19 protein-coding genes are annotated in these 22,205 nt (G+C 61.9%); 10 read left to right on the top strand and 9 right to left on the bottom strand.

Annotated elements, in window-relative coordinates; genetic code table 11:
* Positions 1-18 precede the first annotated feature (18 nt).
* From GOB93_RS08905 to thiO, 5 genes are all read right to left on the bottom strand, one after another.
* On the bottom strand, positions 19-573 hold the full coding sequence (locus tag GOB93_RS08905) for a hypothetical protein (protein WP_173583144.1): 555 nt from the start codon (positions 571-573) through the stop codon (positions 19-21).
* Positions 574-649: 76 nt separating this feature from the next.
* Positions 650-1,288, bottom strand: coding sequence for a thiamine phosphate synthase (locus GOB93_RS08900; RefSeq protein ID WP_173583143.1), 639 nt, complete (start codon positions 1,286-1,288; stop codon positions 650-652).
* Positions 1,285-2,055: a thiazole synthase gene (locus tag GOB93_RS08895; RefSeq protein WP_173583142.1), complete on the bottom strand. Its 771-nt coding sequence runs from the start codon at positions 2,053-2,055 to the stop codon at positions 1,285-1,287. The genes GOB93_RS08900 and GOB93_RS08895 overlap by 4 nt, the downstream gene beginning before the upstream one ends.
* Positions 2,056-2,059: 4 nt before the next feature.
* Entirely contained in the window at positions 2,060-2,257 is a 198-nt protein-coding gene (gene thiS / locus GOB93_RS08890) for a sulfur carrier protein ThiS (RefSeq protein ID WP_173583141.1), read from the bottom strand.
* Positions 2,258-2,369: 112 nt separating this feature from the next.
* A complete protein-coding gene (thiO, locus tag GOB93_RS08885) occupies positions 2,370-3,335 on the bottom strand; it encodes a glycine oxidase ThiO (RefSeq protein WP_173583140.1) in 966 nt (321 codons plus the stop codon).
* A gap of 363 nt (positions 3,336-3,698) precedes the next feature.
* On the opposite strand from thiO, the gene GOB93_RS08880 reads away from it, so the two are divergent.
* Positions 3,699-4,793 carry a glycosyltransferase family 32 protein gene (locus GOB93_RS08880; RefSeq protein ID WP_173583139.1) on the top strand — a complete coding sequence of 365 codons (1,095 nt, stop codon included), beginning with the start codon at positions 3,699-3,701 and terminating at the stop codon, positions 4,791-4,793.
* Between the two features lie 63 nt (positions 4,794-4,856).
* On the opposite strand, the gene GOB93_RS08875 is transcribed toward GOB93_RS08880, so the two are convergent.
* The 4 genes from GOB93_RS08875 to GOB93_RS08860 form a co-directional block, all read right to left on the bottom strand.
* A complete protein-coding gene (locus tag GOB93_RS08875; protein WP_338422330.1) occupies positions 4,857-5,540 on the bottom strand; it encodes an RluA family pseudouridine synthase in 684 nt (227 codons plus the stop codon).
* A 64-nt stretch (positions 5,541-5,604) separates the two neighbouring features.
* The gene (locus GOB93_RS08870; protein ID WP_338422329.1) at positions 5,605-8,562 is read right to left on the bottom strand and encodes a DNA translocase FtsK; all 2,958 of its coding nucleotides are present in this window, start codon (positions 8,560-8,562) and stop codon (positions 5,605-5,607) included.
* A gap of 236 nt (positions 8,563-8,798) precedes the next feature.
* On the bottom strand, positions 8,799-10,205 hold the full coding sequence (locus GOB93_RS08865) for a sugar porter family MFS transporter (RefSeq protein WP_338422331.1): 1,407 nt from the start codon (positions 10,203-10,205) through the stop codon (positions 8,799-8,801).
* 98 nt (positions 10,206-10,303) lie between these two features.
* Positions 10,304-11,722 carry a protein adenylyltransferase SelO family protein gene (locus GOB93_RS08860; RefSeq protein WP_173583135.1) on the bottom strand — a complete coding sequence of 473 codons (1,419 nt, stop codon included), beginning with the start codon at positions 11,720-11,722 and terminating at the stop codon, positions 10,304-10,306.
* A gap of 92 nt (positions 11,723-11,814) precedes the next feature.
* Here GOB93_RS08860 and GOB93_RS08855 point away from each other — a divergent pair, with 92 nt between their 5' ends.
* The 9 genes from GOB93_RS08855 (at position 11,815) to dprA (ending at position 22,202) form a co-directional block, all read left to right on the top strand.
* Complete coding sequence (locus tag GOB93_RS08855) at positions 11,815-11,994, top strand: DUF3311 domain-containing protein (protein WP_173583134.1); 180 nt, start codon at positions 11,815-11,817, stop codon at positions 11,992-11,994.
* Positions 11,991-13,505, top strand: coding sequence for a sodium:solute symporter family protein (locus GOB93_RS08850; protein ID WP_173583133.1), 1,515 nt, complete (start codon positions 11,991-11,993; stop codon positions 13,503-13,505). Before GOB93_RS08855 ends, GOB93_RS08850 begins: the two co-directional genes overlap by 4 nt.
* Positions 13,506-13,871: 366 nt before the next feature.
* Complete coding sequence (locus GOB93_RS08845) at positions 13,872-14,909, top strand: SDR family oxidoreductase (RefSeq protein WP_277877234.1); 1,038 nt, start codon at positions 13,872-13,874, stop codon at positions 14,907-14,909.
* A gap of 48 nt (positions 14,910-14,957) precedes the next feature.
* Positions 14,958-16,481, top strand: a complete 1,524-nt coding sequence (locus tag GOB93_RS08840) for an FAD-dependent oxidoreductase (RefSeq protein ID WP_173583132.1) — start codon at positions 14,958-14,960, stop codon at positions 16,479-16,481.
* Positions 16,482-16,627: 146 nt separating this feature from the next.
* Entirely contained in the window at positions 16,628-18,031 is a 1,404-nt protein-coding gene (gene gltX, locus GOB93_RS08835; protein WP_173583131.1) for a glutamate--tRNA ligase, read from the top strand.
* Complete coding sequence (locus GOB93_RS08830) at positions 18,024-18,983, top strand: aspartate carbamoyltransferase catalytic subunit (RefSeq protein WP_173583130.1); 960 nt, start codon at positions 18,024-18,026, stop codon at positions 18,981-18,983. The genes gltX and GOB93_RS08830 overlap by 8 nt, the downstream gene beginning before the upstream one ends.
* Entirely contained in the window at positions 18,980-20,299 is a 1,320-nt protein-coding gene (locus tag GOB93_RS08825) for a dihydroorotase (protein ID WP_173583129.1), read from the top strand. Before GOB93_RS08830 ends, GOB93_RS08825 begins: the two co-directional genes overlap by 4 nt.
* On the top strand, positions 20,296-20,925 hold the full coding sequence (gene plsY, locus GOB93_RS08820) for a glycerol-3-phosphate 1-O-acyltransferase PlsY (RefSeq protein WP_173583128.1): 630 nt from the start codon (positions 20,296-20,298) through the stop codon (positions 20,923-20,925). The genes GOB93_RS08825 and plsY overlap by 4 nt, the downstream gene beginning before the upstream one ends.
* Positions 20,926-21,056: 131 nt before the next feature.
* Positions 21,057-22,202, top strand: coding sequence for a DNA-processing protein DprA (gene dprA, locus GOB93_RS08815; protein WP_173583127.1), 1,146 nt, complete (start codon positions 21,057-21,059; stop codon positions 22,200-22,202).
* The last annotated feature ends 3 nt before the right edge of the window (positions 22,203-22,205 follow it).

Genomic DNA, 22,205 nt, shown 5'->3' with positions numbered 1-22,205 from the left:
GCCCGACACCGACCCGGTTTAAAGCGCGCGCACCATCAGCCGGAAGGCCGTGGCGAAATGAACATTGGCGGCGTCCGACGCAGACTGATTCAACCGGATATCCACGCTCGGCTGCGAGGTGATGTAGATCTGACAATACCCTGCTGAAACCTGTTCAGGATGATTTGTCACACAGATCGCATGCTGTCTGCTCAGAGCCTGCCGTAACGCCCCGGTGCCAGCTCCGGCCGCGGAAATGACCGCGCCGAAAGTCGCCTGTCCGATCTGATCAAGACTGATGGAGAAGGGATGCATCGGAATGCCCGATACCGTAAAATCCGTAGGAAATTCCCGGACAATCTGTGCCGCCTCATCCTGTGACCCCGCGACCAAAGGGTTGAAGACAACAGCAATACGCACTTCCCCCTCCGGAGGAGGGTCGATGAAATGAAGAGTCTGCCCCAGGATCGCGAGATCCTTATCATTGAACGCGGGCTGGTCACCTTCGGGTGCGGCTGCGGCGACGGCACAGCCGACACAGCCAATCGCGAGACACCTTTTTACTCTGCCGGTAAACCGAAATAGCCGCCGCACGATCCCTGAGCCCAGTCACACAGACCAATGATCCGCTACGGCTATTGAGGAAGCCTTAAGTTCCGGCAAAATGTCGTCAGTTCTGGCGGGGGGAGGTGTCAGCCGCAGCCGTTACCGCCCTGATCCAGGCCGACACCTGCTCCTCCGGTTCCGGCGAAAAAATAAAATCGGATACGGCTGCAACGGAATCCGCGCCGGCCGCAATGCATTCCGGCGCCCGGGCCAGTGTAATCCCGCCGATCGCCACAAGCGGCAGATCACCAATCCGCTCGCGCCATTCCGTGAGCCTTTGCGTCCCCTGCGGACCAAAAGCCATTTTCTTCAGCCGTGTCGGCCAGATCGGCCCCAGAGCGACGTAATCCGGCGAGAAAGCCAGAGCGCGATCCAGCTCCGGAACGCTGTGCGTACTGATCCCGATCCTGATGCCGGCTTCCCGCACTCTTTCGAGATCGGCCGTATCCAGATCTTCCTGGCCGAGATGAACCCAGGGCGCTCCCAGCTCAATGGCAAGTTCCCAGAAGTCGTTGATGACCAGCGTCACCCCGGTATCAGAGGCGGCAGAAAGCGCCTCCGCGACCTCATTTTTAAGATCCGTCCCGGACAGACCCTTGACGCGCAGCTGGATAAACCGGGCTCCGGCATTTCCCAGGCGGGAAATCCACGATGCGCGATCGACGATCGGATAAATGCGCTGGGGCAGGGGAGGGTGAGTCATCCGAGCACGGGCCTTCCAAGCAGAGGTGTTGAGGGCGCCGCCATATCCCGCGCCTCCATAGGGTCGGCGTCATAAGCAAGCCGGCCAGCTTCAACCGCCAGACGAAAGGCACGGGCCATCGCCACCGGATCGCCAGCTTTCGCAACGGCAGTGTTGATCAGAACAGCATCATAGCCGAGTTCCAGCGCCTGAGCGGCATGTGAGGGCAGACCGATTCCCGCATCAACAACCAGCGGCGTATCCGGAAAATGCGCCCGGAGAGCCCGGAGCCCGAACAGATTGTTCAGCCCCTTGCCGGACCCGATAGGCGCTCCCCACGGCATCAGAACCTCGCAGCCGGCCGCAAGAAGCCTTTCCGCAACGACAAGATCCTCGGTCGTGTAGGGGAAGACCCGGAATCCTTCTGAAGACAGGATGCGGGCCGCCTCGACCAGACCAAAAACATCCGGCTGCAAAGTGTCCGATTCCCCGATGACTTCGAGCTTGATCCAGTCCGTCTCAAACACTTCCCGCGCCATATGAGCGGTCGTCACAGCTTCCCTGACAGTGTGACACCCGGCCGTGTTCGGCAGAACCGGAACACCAAGTTCCCGGATCAGCGCCCAGAATGCCTGACCGGCGCGCTCGCCAGCCGCCTCCCGGCGAAGAGATACCGTGATGACCCCGGCTTCAGCCTGTCGCACGGCGGAGGAGAGAATCTCAGGGGAGGGATACTGCGCGGTTCCCAGCATAAGAGGCGACGACAGACGTGTTCCGTAAAAAAGCATCGATTCATCCGCCCTGCATGGGAGCAACGATTTCCACCCGCATCCCTTCCGCCAGCACATACTGCCTGCGGGCGGATTTCGGGATGAACTCACCGTCTATCGCCGTGGCGATCCGCGCATCCGAAAACCCAAGCTCCTCAACGAGCCCCGCGAGTGTTCCGGCAGTCACCGCACGTGCCTCCTCGTTGACCAGAATATTCATATCGGTCTCCCTCCTGTCCCGCGGTGCCAGCCTCTCTGATCTGGTTCTTCGGCGTCGTTCACGCAAGCCAGCTTCCGCAGCCGTTCCATGATCTCTCATGTCATGAACGACTTCAGCCGAAAATAAGATCCGCAGCCCGCGCCGCCAGCCACGGCGAGAGAAGATAGCCATGCCGGAACATGCCATTTACAAACACGGTCCTTCCTTCCTGTGTCACAAGAGGCATATTGTCCGGATAGGACGGCCTCAGACCCGTCCCCATCTCTATGATTTCCGCTTCAGCAAATCCCGGATGCAGAACCCAGGCCGCATTCATCAGCTCGCTCATGGAGCGCAGCGTCATGGGACCGGCATTCTCACTTTCCACCATAGTGGCGCCGACCATGAAAAGATGATCAGCTCGCGGCACGATATACACCGGAATCCGGGGATGAAGCATCCGGACCGGCCGGTGAAGCGAAACATCCCGGCAGCGCAGAAGGATCATTTCACCCCTCACGCCGCGCAGCGTTCCCAGGGCCTCGCGAGCGCGTAATCCGGTGCAGTCCACGATGTAGTCGAAACCAGCGGAAGCCGGCATATCGGCCTGATCCAGCAGTAACCGTCCGCCAAGACGGACGAGCCGGTCCGCAAGGGCGGGAAGGGCCTTCCTCGGGTCGAGGTGCCCTTCCTCAGGAAAGAACAGCCCGCGCGAAAAGCGCCCCGCGAGATCCGGTTCCAGCCTGGCGATCTCCTCCGCGCCGATTTCCTCGAAATGACTCGTCCTGCGCCCAAACCGCGTAATCTCAGCAGTGTCGCGCGCCGGAGCCAGCACCAGACTGCCATTCGATTCGACGTCAGGCACATGAGAGCGCCACCATGAGAGCGAACCGAGCGAATGTTCAGTAACCTCGCGGGGCGCATCCGCCGCTTCGCACCAGGGCGCAAGCATCCCGCCGGCCATCCATGACGCACCGGACCCGATACGGGAACCCGCTTCCGCCAGCGTTACCTTTGCGCCACGCTCAGCAAGTGTCACGGCCGTCACGAGACCCGCAACACCTGCTCCCCGCACCAGAATGGCTGCTCCACCGGACATGACGAATTCTCCTTCTGACCAGAGAAAGGCCACAAATCAGCCGGTCTCCGGACGGCGCACGATGGCGGTTTTGTCGACGTTTGTTAAGAGAACGCCAGATGTGCACGCAGGGGCCGCCTTCAGCAGCGCATACAGAACGCACAATGCCGGGCCGGACGACAAAATTACCGAATTTTGCGAAACATATTCCGGCACCGGATATCTGCGGAAAATAAACGGACGATCCTCATTCCCCATAATAATCCGCATCATCTGCCGGATATAAGAGGCAATTTTCAGCCTCGCTGCACAACGGCCCGTGTTGTCGCTCCCGCCCGATCCGTATAAAAAACGAAATGCTCAGAGCGGGATCGGAGACAAATTATGTCGGATACGGTGAATGAACCGAAATTAACGTCTTCCGACCTGGCGAATAATCAGAGAGCGACAGAATATTACAACGAACATGGCTGCGACACTGTCGGGACAGCATTCACGCTCGCCGATATTCTTCACACCGACCGGTGTGTCGCTGAAGCGGCCCGTTTGTATAAAACCGCTTACACGCTGCATTCCGGACAGCCCGAAGATATGCCCGGTGCCCATGTGCTGTTGCTGCTCAGCCTCCTGTGCGCCCTGAAAGCCGGACAGACGCCGGATCAGGATGATCTCGACAGACTGCGTTCTCTTTCCATCCCTTTTTATAATTATATCCTCGGAATACAGACTGCCTGGTCACAGGCGGATTTTGTCAAAGCCGCCCGCATCATGGGGAACTGCTACGAGGAATTCCACACCGGAGAGGAGTGCGACAGGCTTTATCTGGAGGTGATGAACAGAGTTTACCACGACCAGATGCAGAGCAATATCGCCGATATCCGGTCCCCGGACGCCCTCATTCCACGCCGGCTTTACATGTACAGGCCGCAGGGCAGCGCGGATGACATCGAAGGAAATGTCGAGTTCCACAACAGCCTGGCCGGTCTTGAATTCAGGCTTTTCAGTCACGAGGAAGCCGCTGACTGGCTGTATAATGTCTACGGTGTGGACAGCCGGACGCTTTTCCTGACGGCCCGGAACGAGGCCGAAGCGGCGGATTTCTTTCGCGTGCATGTCATTCAGAAACTGGGTGGCTGGTGGCTGGACGCAAACTGCCGCATCCGGTCGGAAGACGCCTTTTTTAACCGGCTGTCACAGCTTCACTCCCATGTATTCCTGCTGAACCGGAACAACTCCGTTCACACCGATTTCTTTGGAGCCACCCCCGGCAGTTCCGTTCTGGGTGACGCTCTGCTCTCACTCTATCGGAATTCCTGGCGGCATCCCGACCTCCCCATCCGCTGTAAAACGGGTCCGGGAATCTTCGAACGGGCTTTGAACCGGATGTTCCACGCCGATTTCGAACGGATCCGGGCCATGCCCTCACTGATCACATACGATGAAACAGCATTTACTGAAGTGATCGGACCGGCCTCTTAAAGCAGTCGCCGATCCGGCAGGCCGGATGCCGGTCGCTCATAGCTTTCCGGCAGACTCTGTGTGTCAGGCTTCCCGAAGCGGCGACCAGCCACAGCGTATCAGAGTCGAACGCATATGCTCCGGAGGCGGCGCTACGGCCGTGACGGGAACGGTCAGCGGAATACTGATCTCGCGGCTCAGAAGCTGAAGCCGCTGCCCGCCCGCTCCGCCGCCCCCATAAACCGGATCTCCGACGACAGGAGCGCCAATCGCGGCGCAGTGAATCCTCGCCTGATGGGTGCGGCCGGTATGAAGGGTCAGCTCCAGCCATGACAGCGTACCGTCGGTCCCCAGACGCCGCCATGTTGTTGCTGCGCTCTGTCCTTCCGGATGAACGATCATCTTCCAGCCGGCCGGCCCGGAGACGCGCATCACAGGCTGGTCAATGACCCCGCTTTCCGCAGGAACGCCACGGACAACCGCCCAGTAAATCTTCTTTACCTGTCCGGCCGCAAAACAGGCCTGCATGTCGATGAGCGCCTGCTTGCGCAACGCAATCGCAAGACAGCCGGCCGTGTCCGCGTCCAGCCGGTGTGCGAGCCACGGGCCGTCCTTACGGCGGCTCAGCAGCGGAAACCAGTCCTCCACGCTCGCTCCGCTCCGCGGACCGGGATGCACCGCGAGACCGGAAGGTTTATCGATCACCACAACCTGATTGTTCTGAAACAGAATATCGAAGGGCAGGGGACCTTCGGGAACGGCGCGCACAGGCGGCCGGTCCCTGAGATGCGCAGAGGCCTTTCTGTCCGGCCGGCGCCTGACAGCGCTGTGTTTAGTCATCGGCACCCCGGCCAATCAGCACTTTGCGGCGCCCGACATGGTCGGCGCCGCTGACAATGCCGTTCTTCTCCATCTGTTCAATCAGCTTGGCCGCGCGGTTATAGCCGATTGAAAGATGACGCTGAACAAAGGAGGTGGATGCCTTCCCTTCACGAATGACGACGGCGACCGCTTTGTCATACAGGCTTGAATCGCCGTCCGAACCGGTTCCGGCATCGAACGGACCACTCGCCGTATCTTCCTCACGCTCGGACACCACGTCCTCGTCATAGATCGGCTCGCCCTGTTCCTGCAGGAAGTGAACGACAGCTTCCACCTCGCTGTCCGCGACAAAAGGACCATGAACACGCGTGACCCGGCCGCCACCCTGCATGAACAGCATGTCGCCCTGCCCGAGAAGCTGCTCGGCGCCCTGCTCGCCAAGGATCGTCCGGCTGTCAAACTTGCTGATGACCTGAAAGGAAATCCGGGTCGGGAAGTTGGCCTTGATGGTCCCCGTAATGACATCGACGGAAGGACGCTGCGTCGCCATGATCACATGAATACCGGCCGCACGCGCTTTCTGCGCCAGCCTCTGCACTGCCGCGTCGATTTCTTTTCCGGCCGTCATCATGAGATCAGCCATTTCGTCGATCACAACGACGATAAACGGCAGTGGCTCAAGGGTAAGCGACTGCTCCTCGAAAATCGGATTGCCGGTCTCCGGGTCGTACCCCGTCTGAACACGGCGCGTAACTTCCTCTCCCCGGTCACGCACCTGGGCCGCACGCTCGTTGTAACCGGCGATATTCCGCACCTGAAGATGCGACATCGCCCGGTAACGCCGGTCCATTTCCCGCACCACCCATTTAAGGGCCGCCACCGCCTTGTTCGGTTCCGTGACAACCGGCGTCAGCAGATGCGGAATACCGTCATAAATCGAGAGTTCCAGAACCTTCGGATCAATCATGATCAGCCGGCACTCATCCGGCGAATGCCGGAAGAGCAGCGACAGAATCATCGAATTGATGCCAACGGATTTACCCGATCCGGTCGTGCCGGCGACCAGCAGATGCGGCATCTTCGCGAGGTCGCTGAAAACCGCCTCGCCGGCGATATCCTTGCCGAGCGCCAGTTCAAGCCGGCCCGACGTCCTGCTCCATTCCGGCCGGTTGAACAGTTCCGAAAGATAAACCGTCTCCCGAACCGCATTCGGAACCTCAATACCGATCACATTCCGTCCCGGAACGGTCGCGATCCGTACGCTCAGAACTGACAGAGAGCGCGCGACGTCATCGGCAAGACCAATCACGCGCGCCGAACGGATGCCAGGCGCCGGCTCAAGTTCGTACAGCGTAACGACCGGCCCCGGATGCAGATCGACAATCGTGCCCTGCACCCCGAAATCCGCCAGTACCGTCTCAAGAAGACGGGCATTCGCCTCAAGCATCTCCCGTGTCGGACCCGCTTCCGCGCGGGAGGTCGGTACCGATCGCAACAGGGAAATCGGAGGCAGCACCCACCCGGTCCCGTTCGCAGGGGAGGATGACGTGCGGCCGCCACCCTGTCCCGGCGTATGGCTTCCGCTTCCCGCTTCCGCTTCATTCCGCCCTCCGAACAGGCGCGACAGAAGCGATTTTTTGCCGGCATCGCCAGGACGGCCGTCATGCGCCACGTCAGACGCCGGCCGCTCCGACACCGGTGACTGCGACCCCGGCGGCTCCGATACCAGCCGTTCAGACATCAGCCGGTCAGACAGTGACCGCTCCGACACTGCCCGCTCCGGCACCGGCCCTGAAACACGCATGGGTGATTCTGCCGACGTCGTTTCAGCCACTTCCGTCGGTCGGGAACCGGCTGAGTCTGCGTAAACCTGTTGCTTCTCCGACGCCGGACCGGGCAAAGAGATGATCGGCGCGTCGTCTTCGGCACCAGACGGGGCTGACACAGGCATCCGTCCTCTCGGCCGGTTGGCCGGCAGAGATTCGGCAGGCGGCGCGATGAGAGCGAGATTGCTGCCGGTCTCGGTACCGGCCGCACCAGAAAACTGCTGTGCGACAGCCGTCGCCGGCGCGGGCACATCCTGGCGCGCCACATCGCTTCTGCGCGGCGTCTGAGCGGAGCCAGAACGGGAAACACCCGCCGGTTCCGTAACGCGCGACGCGCCTTCAGTCCGGCGCGGCGTCCAGGTCTGCCGTCCGTAAGACGGGGCGTCTGTATAGGTGTCGCTTCGGGAAGCGGCTCCGTCATACCCGGCGGACGCAAGGCCACCCGGCACCAGATCACGCCTTTGCCGCGCGATGACGGACCGCGCCAGAAGTCCCGGCTGCCGTCCGAGAAAAATCGCGGCCGCAGCAGTCGTTCTGCCAATCGCCCGCCATTCCCGGCGATCCAGTCCAAACGCCAGAGCGCCGAGCAGGATCGCAAGCACAAGGCCCAGCAACCATATGACAACCCCGCCCGCCGGTCCGATAGTGGACGTGCCGGCCGCCAGAGCCGCCCGCGCGATTGTCGAACCGATCCCGCCGCCGATCCCGGAATCGGCCGGCCATGCCGGAGCGCGGATCGCCGTTATCAGAAGCGGAATGGCTGCGAAAAGCGCACTGCACACCGGAAGCAGACAGACCAGCGCAATGGCACGCAAAACAAAGACACTCAGCCCGCGATGCAGAAAAATACGCCAGCCCCAGGCGACGAGAGCGATGACCGGAACCGCCGTCGCCAGGCCAAACCCCTGAATCAGCAGATCGGCCACCCAGGCTCCCGGCCAGCCGAGCAGATTGGTGGCCGCGCGTGATGTCGAAACATCGGGGGACGGGTCGAGAGGGTCGTAGCTCCAGAACGTGGCCGCCAGTACAAGCGCCAGCACCCAGAGCACGATGCCTCCCAGTTCGTCCCCGCGTCGCCGGAGAGACGTCTTTAATGCGGGAGACGAGAGATCGGGCGTGGTGAGACGGCTGAGACGCGCCAAATAACCGGTCCTGACTTGCAAGTGACATTCGGATGCCGCGCGCGATGCACGCACGCCGCCGGGACCATACCCCGTTCCCTGTGTGTTCAGAAAGACGAGATGCAGGTCCCGTAACCAGTATTCTTCAAATGCGAAAAAATTTTGAACGCCTGAAGCCGTCCGTCCCGGCATTTCCGGTAACATCCGGGTGCGCAGCCGCCCGTACTGTTATCGCGCACCCGGAACGGAAAACGGCCTTACGCCGCAGCCTTATGAGCAATCGAGGGAGTCTCGCCGCGATGCGGACGGAACGTGCCGTTACGCAGGGACGTCTCGATATCCTCAAGCGACGCGCCCGATGTCTCAGGAACAAAGAACAGAACGAACAGCACGCAGGCGAGATTCACGCCGGCATAAACCCACATCGTTCCGCCCAGGGAAATCAGGGTCACCATCGGCAGTGCCGTGCGTGTCACCAGATAATCGCTGCCCCACAGCACCGCCGCATGCAGGCTTGTCGCCGCGCCGCGCATCGGAAGCGGGAACATCTCCGCGCCGATCAGCCAGCCAACCACCTGAATGCCACCGGAGTTGAAGAGCATGAACAGCAGCAGAAACGCGACCGTGACATAACTGCCGAAAGATCCCTTATCCGGATGAATCGCGAACATGATTCCAAGTCCGATAAGGCTGACAACCGAGCCTGGCCCCATGATCAGAACAAGACGCCGCCGTCCGATCCGGTCAACGAACAGGCAGCCGAACAGCGTCATGATGCAGTAGACAATCGAGACGCCGAGGCTGGCCAGAAGCGCCGAAGACGCTCCGAAACCGGCATCCGACAGGAAGGTCGGCGTGTAATAGATCATCATCTCCAGACCACCGGCCTGGGTGAAGAACGCAATACCAAGCGCCGCGATCAGGGCCGGCCTCACCCAGGGAAGTGCCAGACCGCGCCATCCACGCTCGTCATCGTCTATTCCGCTGGCGTTCTCATGAATCTCATGGATTTCACGACGGATCTGCTTCCGGCTCGTCCGGACGCGGCTCAGCTGTTCGACTGCCGAGCGGACCCCCTCGTTTTCAGCCGTCCAGCGCGGACTTTTCGGCAGAAAAAACATGGAAATAAAGACGAACGCCGCCGGAATCGCCGCCACGGAAATCATCGGCCGCCAGCCCCAGCTGTCCCTGAAGGCAAAACCCACGACGTTCGCGAGGAAAATTCCGATGCCAATGGCGACATTGAACATTGTGACGAGATTGCCGCGCCTGTCATGCGGGGCAAGCTCCGAAATATATGTCGGAACAACCTGGGTGGCGCCACCGACGGCGATGCCCAGAAACACACGCGCGGCGATCAGAGCCGTTACATCAGGCGCCATCGAACAGGCCACCGCCCCGACCACGAAAATGGCCGTCACGACGATCACCGTTGTCCGTCGTCCGAATTTTTCGGAGAACCAGCCCGTGATAACAGCGCCAAGCGTGGCGCCGATCAGGATCGCGGAAGCAACGGTAGCCTGCATTCCGGTGTCGAGATGAAACTCGCGCGTCATCAGAAGCAACGCTCCCGAGATGATGCCCGTATCGTATCCATAGAGGCCGCCGCATATTGCGGCCACGGTGGCTGCGATCCAGAGCGTCAGATGCGCGTTAGGCGAAATTTCTGCAGCTTCGACGGCTTTCGCAACTGTATTCGAAGCTGCCGGGGGAGAGCCGGATGTCGCGTTCAAGAGTATTCCTTCCGATGCTGTAATTACAATCAGCCTGTCCCGAGAGCGTCCGACATGATGCCGATCCCCCCGAGTACGGCATCCAGAGCCGTCCAGTCGTCATTTGCGCTCAGTGCAGACCACAACGTCTCAACGGTCCCGATCAGCATGTCACAAGGTATTTCAGAGCTGAAATACGCGTGATCGGGCCTGAAGCCCGGCAGTGCGTCCCGGGAGCCGAGCAGAGCACAGACAGACTGAAAGCCCGGCTCCGCATAAAACGCCGATCGGGGAGATGCCATCGCCCGCCGCATGCTGACAGCGCCACCATACCAGTCAAACGGCAACGCATGGAAGGGAATTCCGGACTCTTCCATGAACAGCGTCACCGCCTGACGCAGCGCGCGGTCATCTTCCGCAGACACCCGGCACACCCCGAGCCTGCGGCACCAGGCCGCGTCCAGTTCCGTTTCATACAGTTCCGGAAATGAAGAAAGAATTTCGCTCAGACCCGCATGGGGCGCATTTTCAAGAAGACATTCAGCAAGCCGCGCAAGCGACCACATCAGAGCCTGCGGCTGATTTCCATAGGAATACAGGCCGTTATGATCGAAATAAGCCGCTGTAAACGAAGGATCGAAGCGCGGCAGAAACCGCCACGGACCATAATCGAAGCTCTCTCCGGTGATCGCGATGTTGTCGGTGTTCAGTACACCATGTACGAAGCCGGCCGCCATCCACTGCGCACCGACACGCGCAACCTTCGCGCAGACCGCCCCGAACAGCAGAAGAGCCGGATTGTCCTGCTCAGAGACGGTAATCTCCGGATAATAAGTCTCCAGAACATATGTCACCAGCCTGGGGATCGACGCCATGTCTCCCGTCGCCGCCAGCCGCTGAAATGTGCCGATGCGGATGTGGGAGTGGCTCAGACGCACCAGAACGGCCGACCGTGTCGGAGACGGTTCATCATGCCGCTCCAGTTCCTCGCCGGTTTCGATCAGACTGAATGCCCTCGACGTGTCGACGCCGAGCCCCTCCAGCATGGAAGCCGCCAGAATTTCGCGCACGCCACCCTTGAGCGTCAGCCGCCCGTCACCCCCGCGCGACCAGGGAGTGCGTCCGCTGCCTTTGGTGCCGAGATCGAGCAGCCGTCCGTTGCAATCACGCAACTGTGCGAAAAGAAAACCACGTCCGTCGCCCAGATCCGGATTGTACTGACGAAACTGATGACCGTGATACCGCAGCGCCAGCGGATGAGGCAGTGAACCCGGAAGTGGCTGAAAACGGCCGAAATGAGCTATCCACTCGTCATCCGTGAGGGTGTCCAGCCCCACTGTTCCGGCCGCTTTCTGATTCCGGTAGCGCAGAATATGCCCGGGAAACTCCGCCGGTTCCACAACGTCATAGAACGCGCCGCCAAGAGTGGTATGATCCAGGGCTGGCCGGTAGCTGGATGAAAACGACATAAAGGTGATCCCTCCGGTGGACCTATTGACTTAGTGTATCGCGCTTCTAGAGTGCACTCAGGCCCTAAACAAAAAAAACAAGCGGTCGCTTCATGAAAATCTTCAATATATTGCTGCTGGCTCCGTTTGTGGGCCTGCTCTGGGTACCATTCTATAATGTTCAGGGGCCAGCGCTGTTCGGGTTCCCGTTCTTTTACTGGTACCAGTTCGCCTGGGTTCCCGTAACATCCGTGCTCATCTGGCTCGCCTGGAAGAAGGGAGTCCGGGCATGAACGGCGCTCCCGCGGCGGATACGGTCGCTCTCATCGTCTTCATTGTGTTTTTCGGCATCACAATCATCCTCGGAAGCACAGTAGTACACTGGCGCGGGTTCCTTTCCGGCGGAAAGAAGAAGCCCGAAATCTCCCCGGCGCCAGGCGGACACGGTAACGAGGACTGGGGGCTGGGCGGCCGCCAGTTCGGCGCCTGGATCACATGGTTTCTCGTCGGGGGCGATTTCTACACAGCCTATACCGTCATCGCCGTTCCCGCGCTCGTTTACGCCGTCGGCGCATACGGTTTCTTCGCGCTTCCTTACACCATCATCGTCTATCCGTTCATCTTCGTCGTGATGCCGCGTCTGTGGAAGATCGCCCATGATGGCGGACACGCAACAGCAGCGGATATGACACGCGCCCGGTTCGGCAGCCGCACACTCGAACTGGCCGTCGCGATATCGGGCCTGGTCGCCGTGATGCCCTATATCGCGCTGCAGCTGATCGGTATCCGCACCGTCGTGCAGGCTCTCGGTCTTCCGGGTGACGTTCCCCTGATCATCGCTTTCGTCTCGCTCGCCGCCTACACCTGGCTCGGCGGACTGCACGCGCCGGCGCTGACGGCGTTTATCAAAGACGTCATGATCTATATCGCGGTGATCGCCGCCGTTACGCTCGTACCGTTAAAACTCGGCGGTTACGGGCATATGTTCGACGTGATGAACAGCGTGCTGCCTCCGCCGGACGCCACGCATGTCATGAAGAGCACCCAGCTTGTGCCATACGCCACTCTGGCGCTGTCCTCCGCGCTGGCGGCCTTCCTCTATCCGCACACGCTGACAGGCATCCTTGCCGCGAAATCAGCCGATACGGTCAGGCAGAACGCCGTCTATCTGCCGATCTACACGATCGTCCTCGGACTGATCGCGCTGCTGGGCATGATGGCCCATGTCGCGGGGATCGAGACGACAAAAACTTCGCTCGTCGTGCCGCTGCTGTTCCTCAAACTGTTCCCGGACTGGTTCGCCGGCTTCGCTTTCGCGGCAATCGCGGTAGGCGCCCTGGTGCCGGCAGCCGTGATGGCGATCGGAGCCGCCAATCTGCTGACGCATAATATCCTGCCGAAGCAGTACGATACCGTGACAGGCAGCCGCATCGCCGCGTTTGCCGTCAAACTTGGTGCGTTGCTTTGCGTCCTGTTCCTGAACGCCCAGTTCGCGATCGACCTGCAGCTGCTCGGAGGTGTGATCATCCTCCAGACATTCCCCGCGCTCGTGCTCGGCCTGTTCCGCATCAGCTATTCCACAGCCGGCATGATGGCCGGCTGGCTGATCGGTATGGTGACAGGCCTCGGGATGTGCTGGGCCGATGGCCTCAAACCTGTGCACATGCTCGCCTTTGCCGGGCATTCGGAGCTGGTTTCCACCGGCCTCATCGCCCTTGCCGTGAATATTGTCGTCGTCGCGGCCTTCACCGTCTGCGGTCGTTTCGTCCCCGCGCTGGCCGGACGACCACAGTCAGCCGGCTGAGACAGATCGGGTCACACATGCGGGAACACGGAACCATCGCTCCCGCATGTTTTCCAGCCCGCGCGCGACAGAAATGCTCCGGACACAGTGGCCGGCCCTGCACGGCGGCATGTCGGGAACATCGCCTGTCCTGTAACCGGATTTCCAGTCCGGACCCGCACACGGTTTCCGCTCCGTTCCGAAGATGATCCCCTGGGAAACCGGCCGGTCACGGGCATTCCCGACCGGATCGGGGAACATTCGCGGCAATCCTGCGTAATATTCAGTGTGGCAGAGATGGAAACGCCAGCGGCGATAACGCCCTGGCGAGAGGGTGGTCGCGCGCTTTGCCTGTCGTCCGGCCCCCGGAACCGGAAAGGACATTGCATGAGCGATGAAAACGAAACGCACGACAGCAGCCGTCGGGCACTTTTCAGAGCCGCAGGCGCCGCTGCGGTCGCGGGCGTCCCGCTTGTCGCCGGAAACCGGGCCGTCGCACAGGATGCGGGAGTCGGTCCGGAAGGTCATCCGGGCGGAGCCGGACCGCTGAAAGATCCGCGTGAGATGTACGTCCACTCTCCCTTTCAGGCTCAGCCACAGCCCTGGCCCGGTCTCGCGTCGAAAATGATTCCCCGTCCCGATCACGGTGAGACGAGCTATCGCGGGAGCGGCCGGCTGACAGGCCGCAAGGCCCTGATCACCGGAGGCGACTCAGGTCTCGGACGCGCCACCGCAATCGCCTACGCCAGGGAGGGCGCGGACGTCGCGATCAATTACCTGCCCGCGGAAGAAAGCGACGCGCGTGAAGTTGGTGAGCTCGTGCAGCAGGCCGGCCGTAAGTTCGTCGCTCTGCCAGGCGACATCCGGCATGAATCATTCTGCAAAAAACTTGTGAAGCAGGCGGCGGACAAGCTCGGCGGCCTCGATATCTTCGTAAACTGCGCCGGCCGCCAGCACGCATACGACGATGTGCTGGAGCTGACGACGGAAGATTTCGACTGGACCCTGAAAACCAACCTCTATGCGCTGTTCTGGCTGACAAAAGCGGCCATCCCGCTGATGCCGCCCGGCTCGACCATGATCTTCACCAGTTCCACGAACGCTTATAATCCGTCACCGAACATCCTCGACTATTCAATGACGAAAGCCGGCATCGCCGACTACGCCAAAGGCCTCGCGAAACAGCTGATTCCACGCGGAATCCGCGTCAACGCGGTCGCTCCCGGCCCGTTCTGGACCGCGCTCCAGGTCAGCGGCGGCCAGTCGATGGCCAATGTCGAGAAATTCGGTGATTCCGTCCCGCTCGGGCGCCCCGGACAGCCAGCCGAAATCGCGCCGGTCTACGTCATGCTGGCATCGACAGAGTCCAGTTACATGACCGGACAGGTCGTCGGCATCAACGCCGGAAACGGCCTGCCCGGATAAGCACCGGATAGGCAGACAATCCTGATGTCCTGAAAAAGGAGACCGGCAATGACCAGTACAGCCACGCATGCAGCGGAACCCGTGACGGAATGGCACGATGTCCTGCCGGTCACGGGCCTGTCGCCGGACGTACCCGTGCGCGTCAGCGTCGGCGAAACGCCTGTCTTTCTGATCAGAACGCCGCAGGGAGATGTGCGGGCATTCAGCGCCGAATGCCCGCACAAAGGAGCCCCGATGGAAAAGGGCGCCATTTGCGACGGCCGCATCGCGTGCCCCTGGCATAAAGCCGAATTTTCACTCGATGACGGTCATCTCATTGAACCCCTCGCGCTCGATCCGCTGTCTCAGTATCCGGTAAAAACGCAGGATGGACGGATATTCGTAGCCCCCGATCCCATATCGCTCCGCCCCGTCCCGCTGTCCCGTGAAAAAGAGCACGTCGTCATTGTCGGCGGCGGCGCGGCGGGCACAACGGCCGCCGTATCCCTGCGTGAGTTCGGTTTTGGCGGCGCCATCGCCATCGTGGATGAAGAGACAGACTGCTCCTATGACCGCACAGCACTCAGCAAGACGGTACTGGCCGGTAAAACAAAAACAGGAAAAGCCCCGCCACTCCGGCCTAGAGACTACTGGCAGACGCATCACATCGACCGCGTTCGCGGCACGGTAACAGCCGTCGATCCCGGATCACGGCGTATCACATTGTCGGACGGCCGCGTTATGGAAGCCGATCACCTTCTGCTGGCGCCGGGCAGTATCGCGAAACGCCCCGATATTCCCGGTATCGACAGAGACGGCGTCTTCACCCTGCATCATGAAAAAGATGTCGAAGCGATAGCCGCCCGTATCGCAAAAGGCGTAAAGCGCGTCGTCGTGTGCGGCGGCAGCTTCATCGCCATGGAAGCCGCCGCCGCCCTGCGGATGCGCGGACTGGACGTCACGGTCGTCGCACCCATGGACGTACCTTTCGCCCACATCTTCGGTGAACAGGCCGCGCGGCGCCTGATGAAACTGCACGAGGAAAAAGGCGTCACCCTGCGCACCGGACGCCGCGTCCGCTCCATTACCGGAGACACACAGGCGGATGGTGTCGATCTTGATGACGAGACCCACATTCCAGCCGATCTGGTGATCGTCGGGACCGGTGTGATACCAGCAACCGGGTTCGCCGGCACTCTGTGCGCCGAAGACGGAGGCATTGATGTCGATGACCGGATGCAGGCCGCGCCGGGACTCTACATCGCGGGCGACGCCGCCCGCTTCCCGCATGGCGACAGACGGATAAGGATCGAACACTGGCGCACCGCGGAAGTGCAGGGCAGGCAGGTGGCGCGCTCGATCATGAAGCAACCGCAGGTTTTCGATCAGTTGCCCTGGTTCTGGACGCAGCAGTTCGACGCCAAAATTGAGTATGCCGGGTTCCAGGAGGAATTCGACCACGCCGCTTTCGACGGCAACGCCGAAAAATTCGATTTTACCGTCACACTGACAAAGGCCGGCCGCCGGGTCGGCACCATTACAGCCGGCCGCGCGAAAGTCACCGCCGAACTCGTGCTGAAAGGCCTGTCCTGAAAGCACCCGCGAACTGACCCGCAAAAGACGGCGTTACGATACGATGCCGCGAAGGCGCTGTCGCGGAGGCGTGGTGCCATGATCGTCATCCGGCTCTGCACAGAACCCATGGCACCGCCCGTTGCCGCGTGATATGCACCCGCACCATGACCGTCCGCACGCGCTTTGCCCCATCGCCCACCGGCCTGCTGCATATCGGCAACGCCCGGGCCGCTCTCTTTAATTTTCTCTATGCCCGCCATCACGGCGGGCAGTTCCTGCTCCGGATCGAGGACACGGATCGCGAACGCTCCACGCAGAAAGCCGTGGACGTGATCTTTGATGGCCTGAAATGGATGGGCATCACGGCGGACGCCGAGCCCGTGTTCCAGTCCACCCGCGTGGAGCGGCATAAGGAAGTCGCTCTGCAGCTTCTTGAGGCCGGCAAAGCCTATAAATGCTTCTGCACCCCCGAGGAGCTGAAGCAGATGCGCGAGCAGGCAATGGCCGAAGGCCGTCCGCCCCGCTACAACGGCATGTGGCGCGACCGCGATCCGTCCGAAGCCCCTCCCGGTGCGCCCTATGCCGTCCGGATCAAAGCGGATCATGAGGGTGAAACCGTTATCGAGGATCTCGTTCAGGGCGAGGTCCGCGTCGCGAACGCCGAACTCGACGACATGATCATCCTCCGCTCCGACGGCACGCCGACCTATCAGCACGCCGTCGTCGTCGATGACCACGACATGGACATCACCCACGTCATCCGCGGGGACGATCATCTGACCAATACCTTCCGTCAGCTGATGATCTACCGCGCCATGGGCTGGGATCAGCCCCGTTTCGCCCATCTGCCGCTGATCCATGGTCCCGACGGTGCCAAGCTGTCCAAACGTCACGGCGCGCAGTCGGTCGTCGAATTCCGCGACGAGGGCTATCTGCCCGAAGCCCTCTGCAATTACCTGCTGCGTCTTGGCTGGGGCCACGGCGATGCCGAAATCCTTTCCCGTGACGAGCAGATCCGCCTGTTCGATCTGGACGGCGTCGGCCGCTCCCCGTCCCGGATGGATTATACCAAGCTCACCCATGTCAACGCCGTCTACCTGCGCGAAGCCGATGATGAACGCCTGACAAACGATGTCATGGAACGGCTGACGGGCAGGGAAGGGGTCGATACCGGTCCGGTCACGCGCGAACGTGTCCTTAAACTCATGCCCGGACTGAAAGAGCGCGCCCGCACGCTGGTCGAACTGGCCGACAATGCCGCCTTCCTCGGACGCCAGGTTCCTCTGACCTTCGACGCAAAAGCCCAGAAGCATCTCACGCCGGAAGCCCGCGCCACGCTCGGCGAACTGGCGCGTGCGCTGGCGGTCGTCGAGCCGTTCGAAGCTGAGCAGATCGACGCGGCTCTCCGTCAGTTCGCGGAAACACACGGGCACAAACTCGGCCAGGTCGCTCAGCCGCTCCGCGCAGCGCTCACCGGCATGACCACCTCGCCCGGCATTGACGCCACCGTAGCCGCTCTCGGAAGAGATGAGGTTCTGGCCCGGATCGGAGCCGTGCAGAATGGCTGAAGGACAGGCCGGGGGCTCCCGTTTCTTCGGCGCCTCAGGCCGCCACCTTCTCGGGGTGCAGGGCATGCACCCCAGCCAGATCATTCCGATTCTCGATCTCGCCGAAACCTATGTTCTGATGAACGGCTCGCGGAAAACCCCGCGCGACCGTCTGCGTGGCCGCACCCTCATCAATCTTTTCTTCGAGGACAGTACCCGGACCCGCACTTCTTTCGAACTGGCCGGCAAGCGTCTCGGCGCCGACGTGGTCAATATGTCGATCGCCCAGTCCTCCGTGAACAAGGGCGAAACCCTGCTCGACACGGCCGCGACCCTGAATGCCATGCGGGCCGATCTTCTTGTCGTCCGCCACTCCCAGTCCGGTGCTCCCGCGCTGCTGGCGCAGAAGGTGGACGCCTCCGTCATCAACGCGGGTGACGGCACCCACGAACATCCGACCCAGGCCCTGCTCGACGCCCTGACCATCCGCCGCCATCTCGGGCGCATCGAAGGCCTGACCGTCGCCATCTGCGGTGATATCGCCCATTCGCGGGTCGCCCGCTCGAACATCCATCTGCTGTCCGCCATGTCCTGCCGCGTGCGCGTCGTCGGCCCGCCCACACTCGTTCCGGGCGCAATGTCGGCTCTGGGCGTCGAAGTCCATCATACTATGGAAGAGGGACTGCGTGACGCCGATGTCGTTATGATGCTCCGCCTCCAGCGCGAACGTATGTCCGGCGGTCAGGTGCCCAGCGCCCGCGAATATTTCCGGTTTTACGGGCTCGACCGCCGCCGGCTCGACCTGGCGAAACCCGGCGCGCTCGTCATGCATCCCGGCCCGATGAACCGCGGCGTGGAAATCGACAGCCAGATTGCCGATTCCGACCAGAGCGTCATTCGCGAACAGGTCGAAATGGGGGTGGCCGTCCGCATGGCCGTGCTCGATCTTCTCGCGCGCGGAGCCCGGCCATGAGCGCCCTTGTTTTCGAAAACGTCCGCCTGATCGACCCGGCTTCCGGCCTCGACCAGCCCGGTCGCCTTCTCGTCCGGGACGGTCGCATCGCCGGCCTCGATCAGGCCGGCGCCGAAGGCACGCCCGAAGACGCAACCGTCGTGAACGGTGGCGGTGCGGTGCTGTGTCCAGGTCTTGTCGATATGCGCGTCGAGATCGGCGAACCCGGTCATGAATACCGCGAAACGGTCAAATCCGCCTCCCGCGCGGCCTTCGCCGGCGGCATCACGACAGTCGCCGTCCTGCCCACCGGCACACCCGCCATCGACGATCCCGCCATGGTGCGTCTGCTCCGGTCCCGTGGCGAGGAGCCGGGCTATGTCTCGATCCTGCCCTATGGCGCGCTGACCAAAGGCTGCCGTGGCGAGGAACTGGCCGAAATCGGTCTCCTGAACGAAGCCGGCGCCGTCGCCTTCACCGATGGCGCCCGCGCCGTCAGCACCGCGCGGCTGATGAAGCTGGCGCTGACCTACGCCCGTGGTTTCGGCGCCATGGTCGTCCAGCATCCCGAGGAACCGACACTCGCCGGTTCCGGCTGCGCCACCGACGGCGAACTCGCTCTCCGCCTCGGTCTGCCCGGCATCCCGACAGCCGCCGAAGCCATCATGATCGCCCGTGACATCCGTCTCGCGGAAATGACCGGCGGCCGCCTCCATTTCGGTCACGTCTCCACCGGAGAAGGGCTGGATCTGATCCGCCGCGCCAAAAACCGGGGCCTGCCCGTAACCTGTGACACGGCGCCGCACTATTTCGACCTGAACGAAAATGCGATCGGCGATTTCCGGACCTATGCGAAATTCTCGCCACCTCTGCGCGCGGAAGCCGACCGGCAGGCCGTCTGTGCTGCGCTTGCAGACGGCACGATCGACGCCGTTGCCTCGGACCACACCCCGCGCGACGCCGACGACAAACGCCTGCCCTTCGCGCAGGCGGCCGCCGGAGGAACCGGGCTGGCCACCCTGCTTGGCGTCACGCTCACCCGCTATCATGACGGCACATTGTCCCTGCCCGAAGCTCTGGCTCTGCTGACCAGCAAGCCGGCTACGCTCCTCGGGGTGGCGGGCGCATTCCGCAGGAAAGGTGCCCGCCCCGCCGGCACGCTGGAGAATGGCGCTCCGGCCGATCTCTGCCTGTTCGATCCTGACCGCGCATGGCGTGTTGTCGCCGGTGAACTGCCGGGACACTCCCAGAACACTCCGTTCGACGGACGGGCGCTCGAAGGCAGGGTCATGGGCACGTGGAAAAACGGCGTGCGTGTGTTCGGAGACAGTGCGTGAATTTCATCGAATCGCCGGCAACCCTGATCGGCGCCGTCGTCGTTTTCTCTTACCTGCTTGGCAGTATCCCGTTCGGTCTGGTGCTGACGGCGCTGTCCGGCGGCGGCGACATCCGCAGGATCGGATCGGGAAATATCGGCGCGACGAACGTCCTCCGTTCAGGACGGAAAGATCTGGCCGCGGCAACCCTCGCCCTGGACGCCCTCAAAGGTGTTCTTGCCGTACTGATCGCCTGGGTCATGTGCCCGCCGGAACTCGCCGACCGCGCCACCGCAACCGCCGCGATCTTCGCCGTCATTGGTCACTGCTTTCCTGTCTGGCTCGCCTTTAAGGGGGGCAAAGGCGTTGCGACCGGCCTCGGTGTCGTCCTCGCCATGTCACCTCTGGCCGGACTTGCCTGCTGCCTCATCTGGCTGCTCGGCGCGAAAATCACACGTATCTCCTCGGCAGGCGCCCTGCTGGCCTTCGCCGCCATGCCGGTCATTCTGTTTTTCCAGTATGGCCATTCCTTCACAATCTCCGAAAAACCACTGGCCGGAGCACTGGTCAGTCTCGTGATTTTTATCAGGCACCGCGAGAATATCGCCCGGCTGTTCAGCGGTCGTGAACCCAGAATTGGCCAGTAAAATCCATTTGCCGGAAAACCGGCGGACAGAGGCCAGAGGGCAGATCAGCCAGAGGGCGGATCAGTAAGTGCGGATAAATGCAGGCGTGCGGACAGATCCCGGCGTAAACAGGACCGGAAACGGAGAATGCCGTGAATCCTGACCTTCCGGCCCTGCTCAGACTTGCCCGCACCGGGAATGTCGGTCCGGTATCATGGCGCCGGCTGATAGCGGAATACGGCTCGGCGGAACAGGCGCTGCGGGCACTGCCCGAGCGAGCCCGACGGGCAGGCCGGCGCGGGCCTCTGACCATTCCGGACGAACGCGCCGTCGCGGAAGAAATCGACGGCGTGCTGAAAATGGGCGGCAGGCTCATCACCCTGCATGACCCCGAATACCCGCCGCTGCTCGCTGAACTCCCCGATTCTCCGCCAGTCCTGACCGTGCTGGGCAATCCGGCGCTGCTGCGAGCACAAAGCGTCGGAATCGTCGGCGCCCGCAACGCCTCGGCGGTCGGAATGCGATTCACTGAAAGTCTGGCGACGGAGCTGTCCCAGAATGGTCTGACGGTCGTCTCCGGTCTGGCGCGCGGCATCGACGGCGCCGCTCACCGTGGCGCGCTCCATGGCGTGTTTCCGGACTGGGGCGGAACCGTGGCCGCTATCGCCGGTGGAATCGACGTCGTCTATCCGCAGGAACATAAGGATCTCCAGGCGCGCATCGCCCGGGAAGGTGCGGTTGTCACCGAAGCCCCGCTTGGCACGATGCCGCAGGCCAGACATTTTCCCCGCCGCAACCGGCTGATCGCAGGTCTCTCACTCGGTACCGTCGTCGTCGAGGCCGCATTGCAGTCGGGAAGCCTGATCACCGCCGATCTCGCAGATAAATACAGCCGCGCCGTCTTCGCCGTGCCGGGTTCACCGCTCGACCCGCGCTGTCGCGGCAGCAATAATCTTCTTCGCAGCAAAAACGCCCATCTTGTCGAGAATATCGCTGATATTCTGCCGTTTCTCCGGCACGATACACCCTTCGGCGGAGGGCTGTTCAGCGGGTTCTCGGAGCGGCAGGCCCTCTGGGGTGAGGGTGGGGGTTCCGTATCGTCAGGGCTTGACACGGTGCGGGAGCGGGTGCTGTCGCTTCTGTCCTACACACCGGTCGCGGTTGACGAGCTGGTCCGGCACTGTCAGTTCTCCGTTTCCGCGGTCCTGTCGGTTCTGACTGAGCTCGAACTTGCCGGGCGGGTGGAATCGCTCCCTGGAGGAGCCGTTGTCCTGTTGGTGCCGGCTGAGACAGAATGACGA

Source organism: Acetobacter musti (assembly GCF_011516835.1).
GTDB classification, from domain to species: domain Bacteria; phylum Pseudomonadota; class Alphaproteobacteria; order Acetobacterales; family Acetobacteraceae; genus Acetobacter; species Acetobacter musti.
Note: the sequence above shows the minus strand (reverse complement) of the source record. Positions and strands in the feature narration are given on the sequence as shown.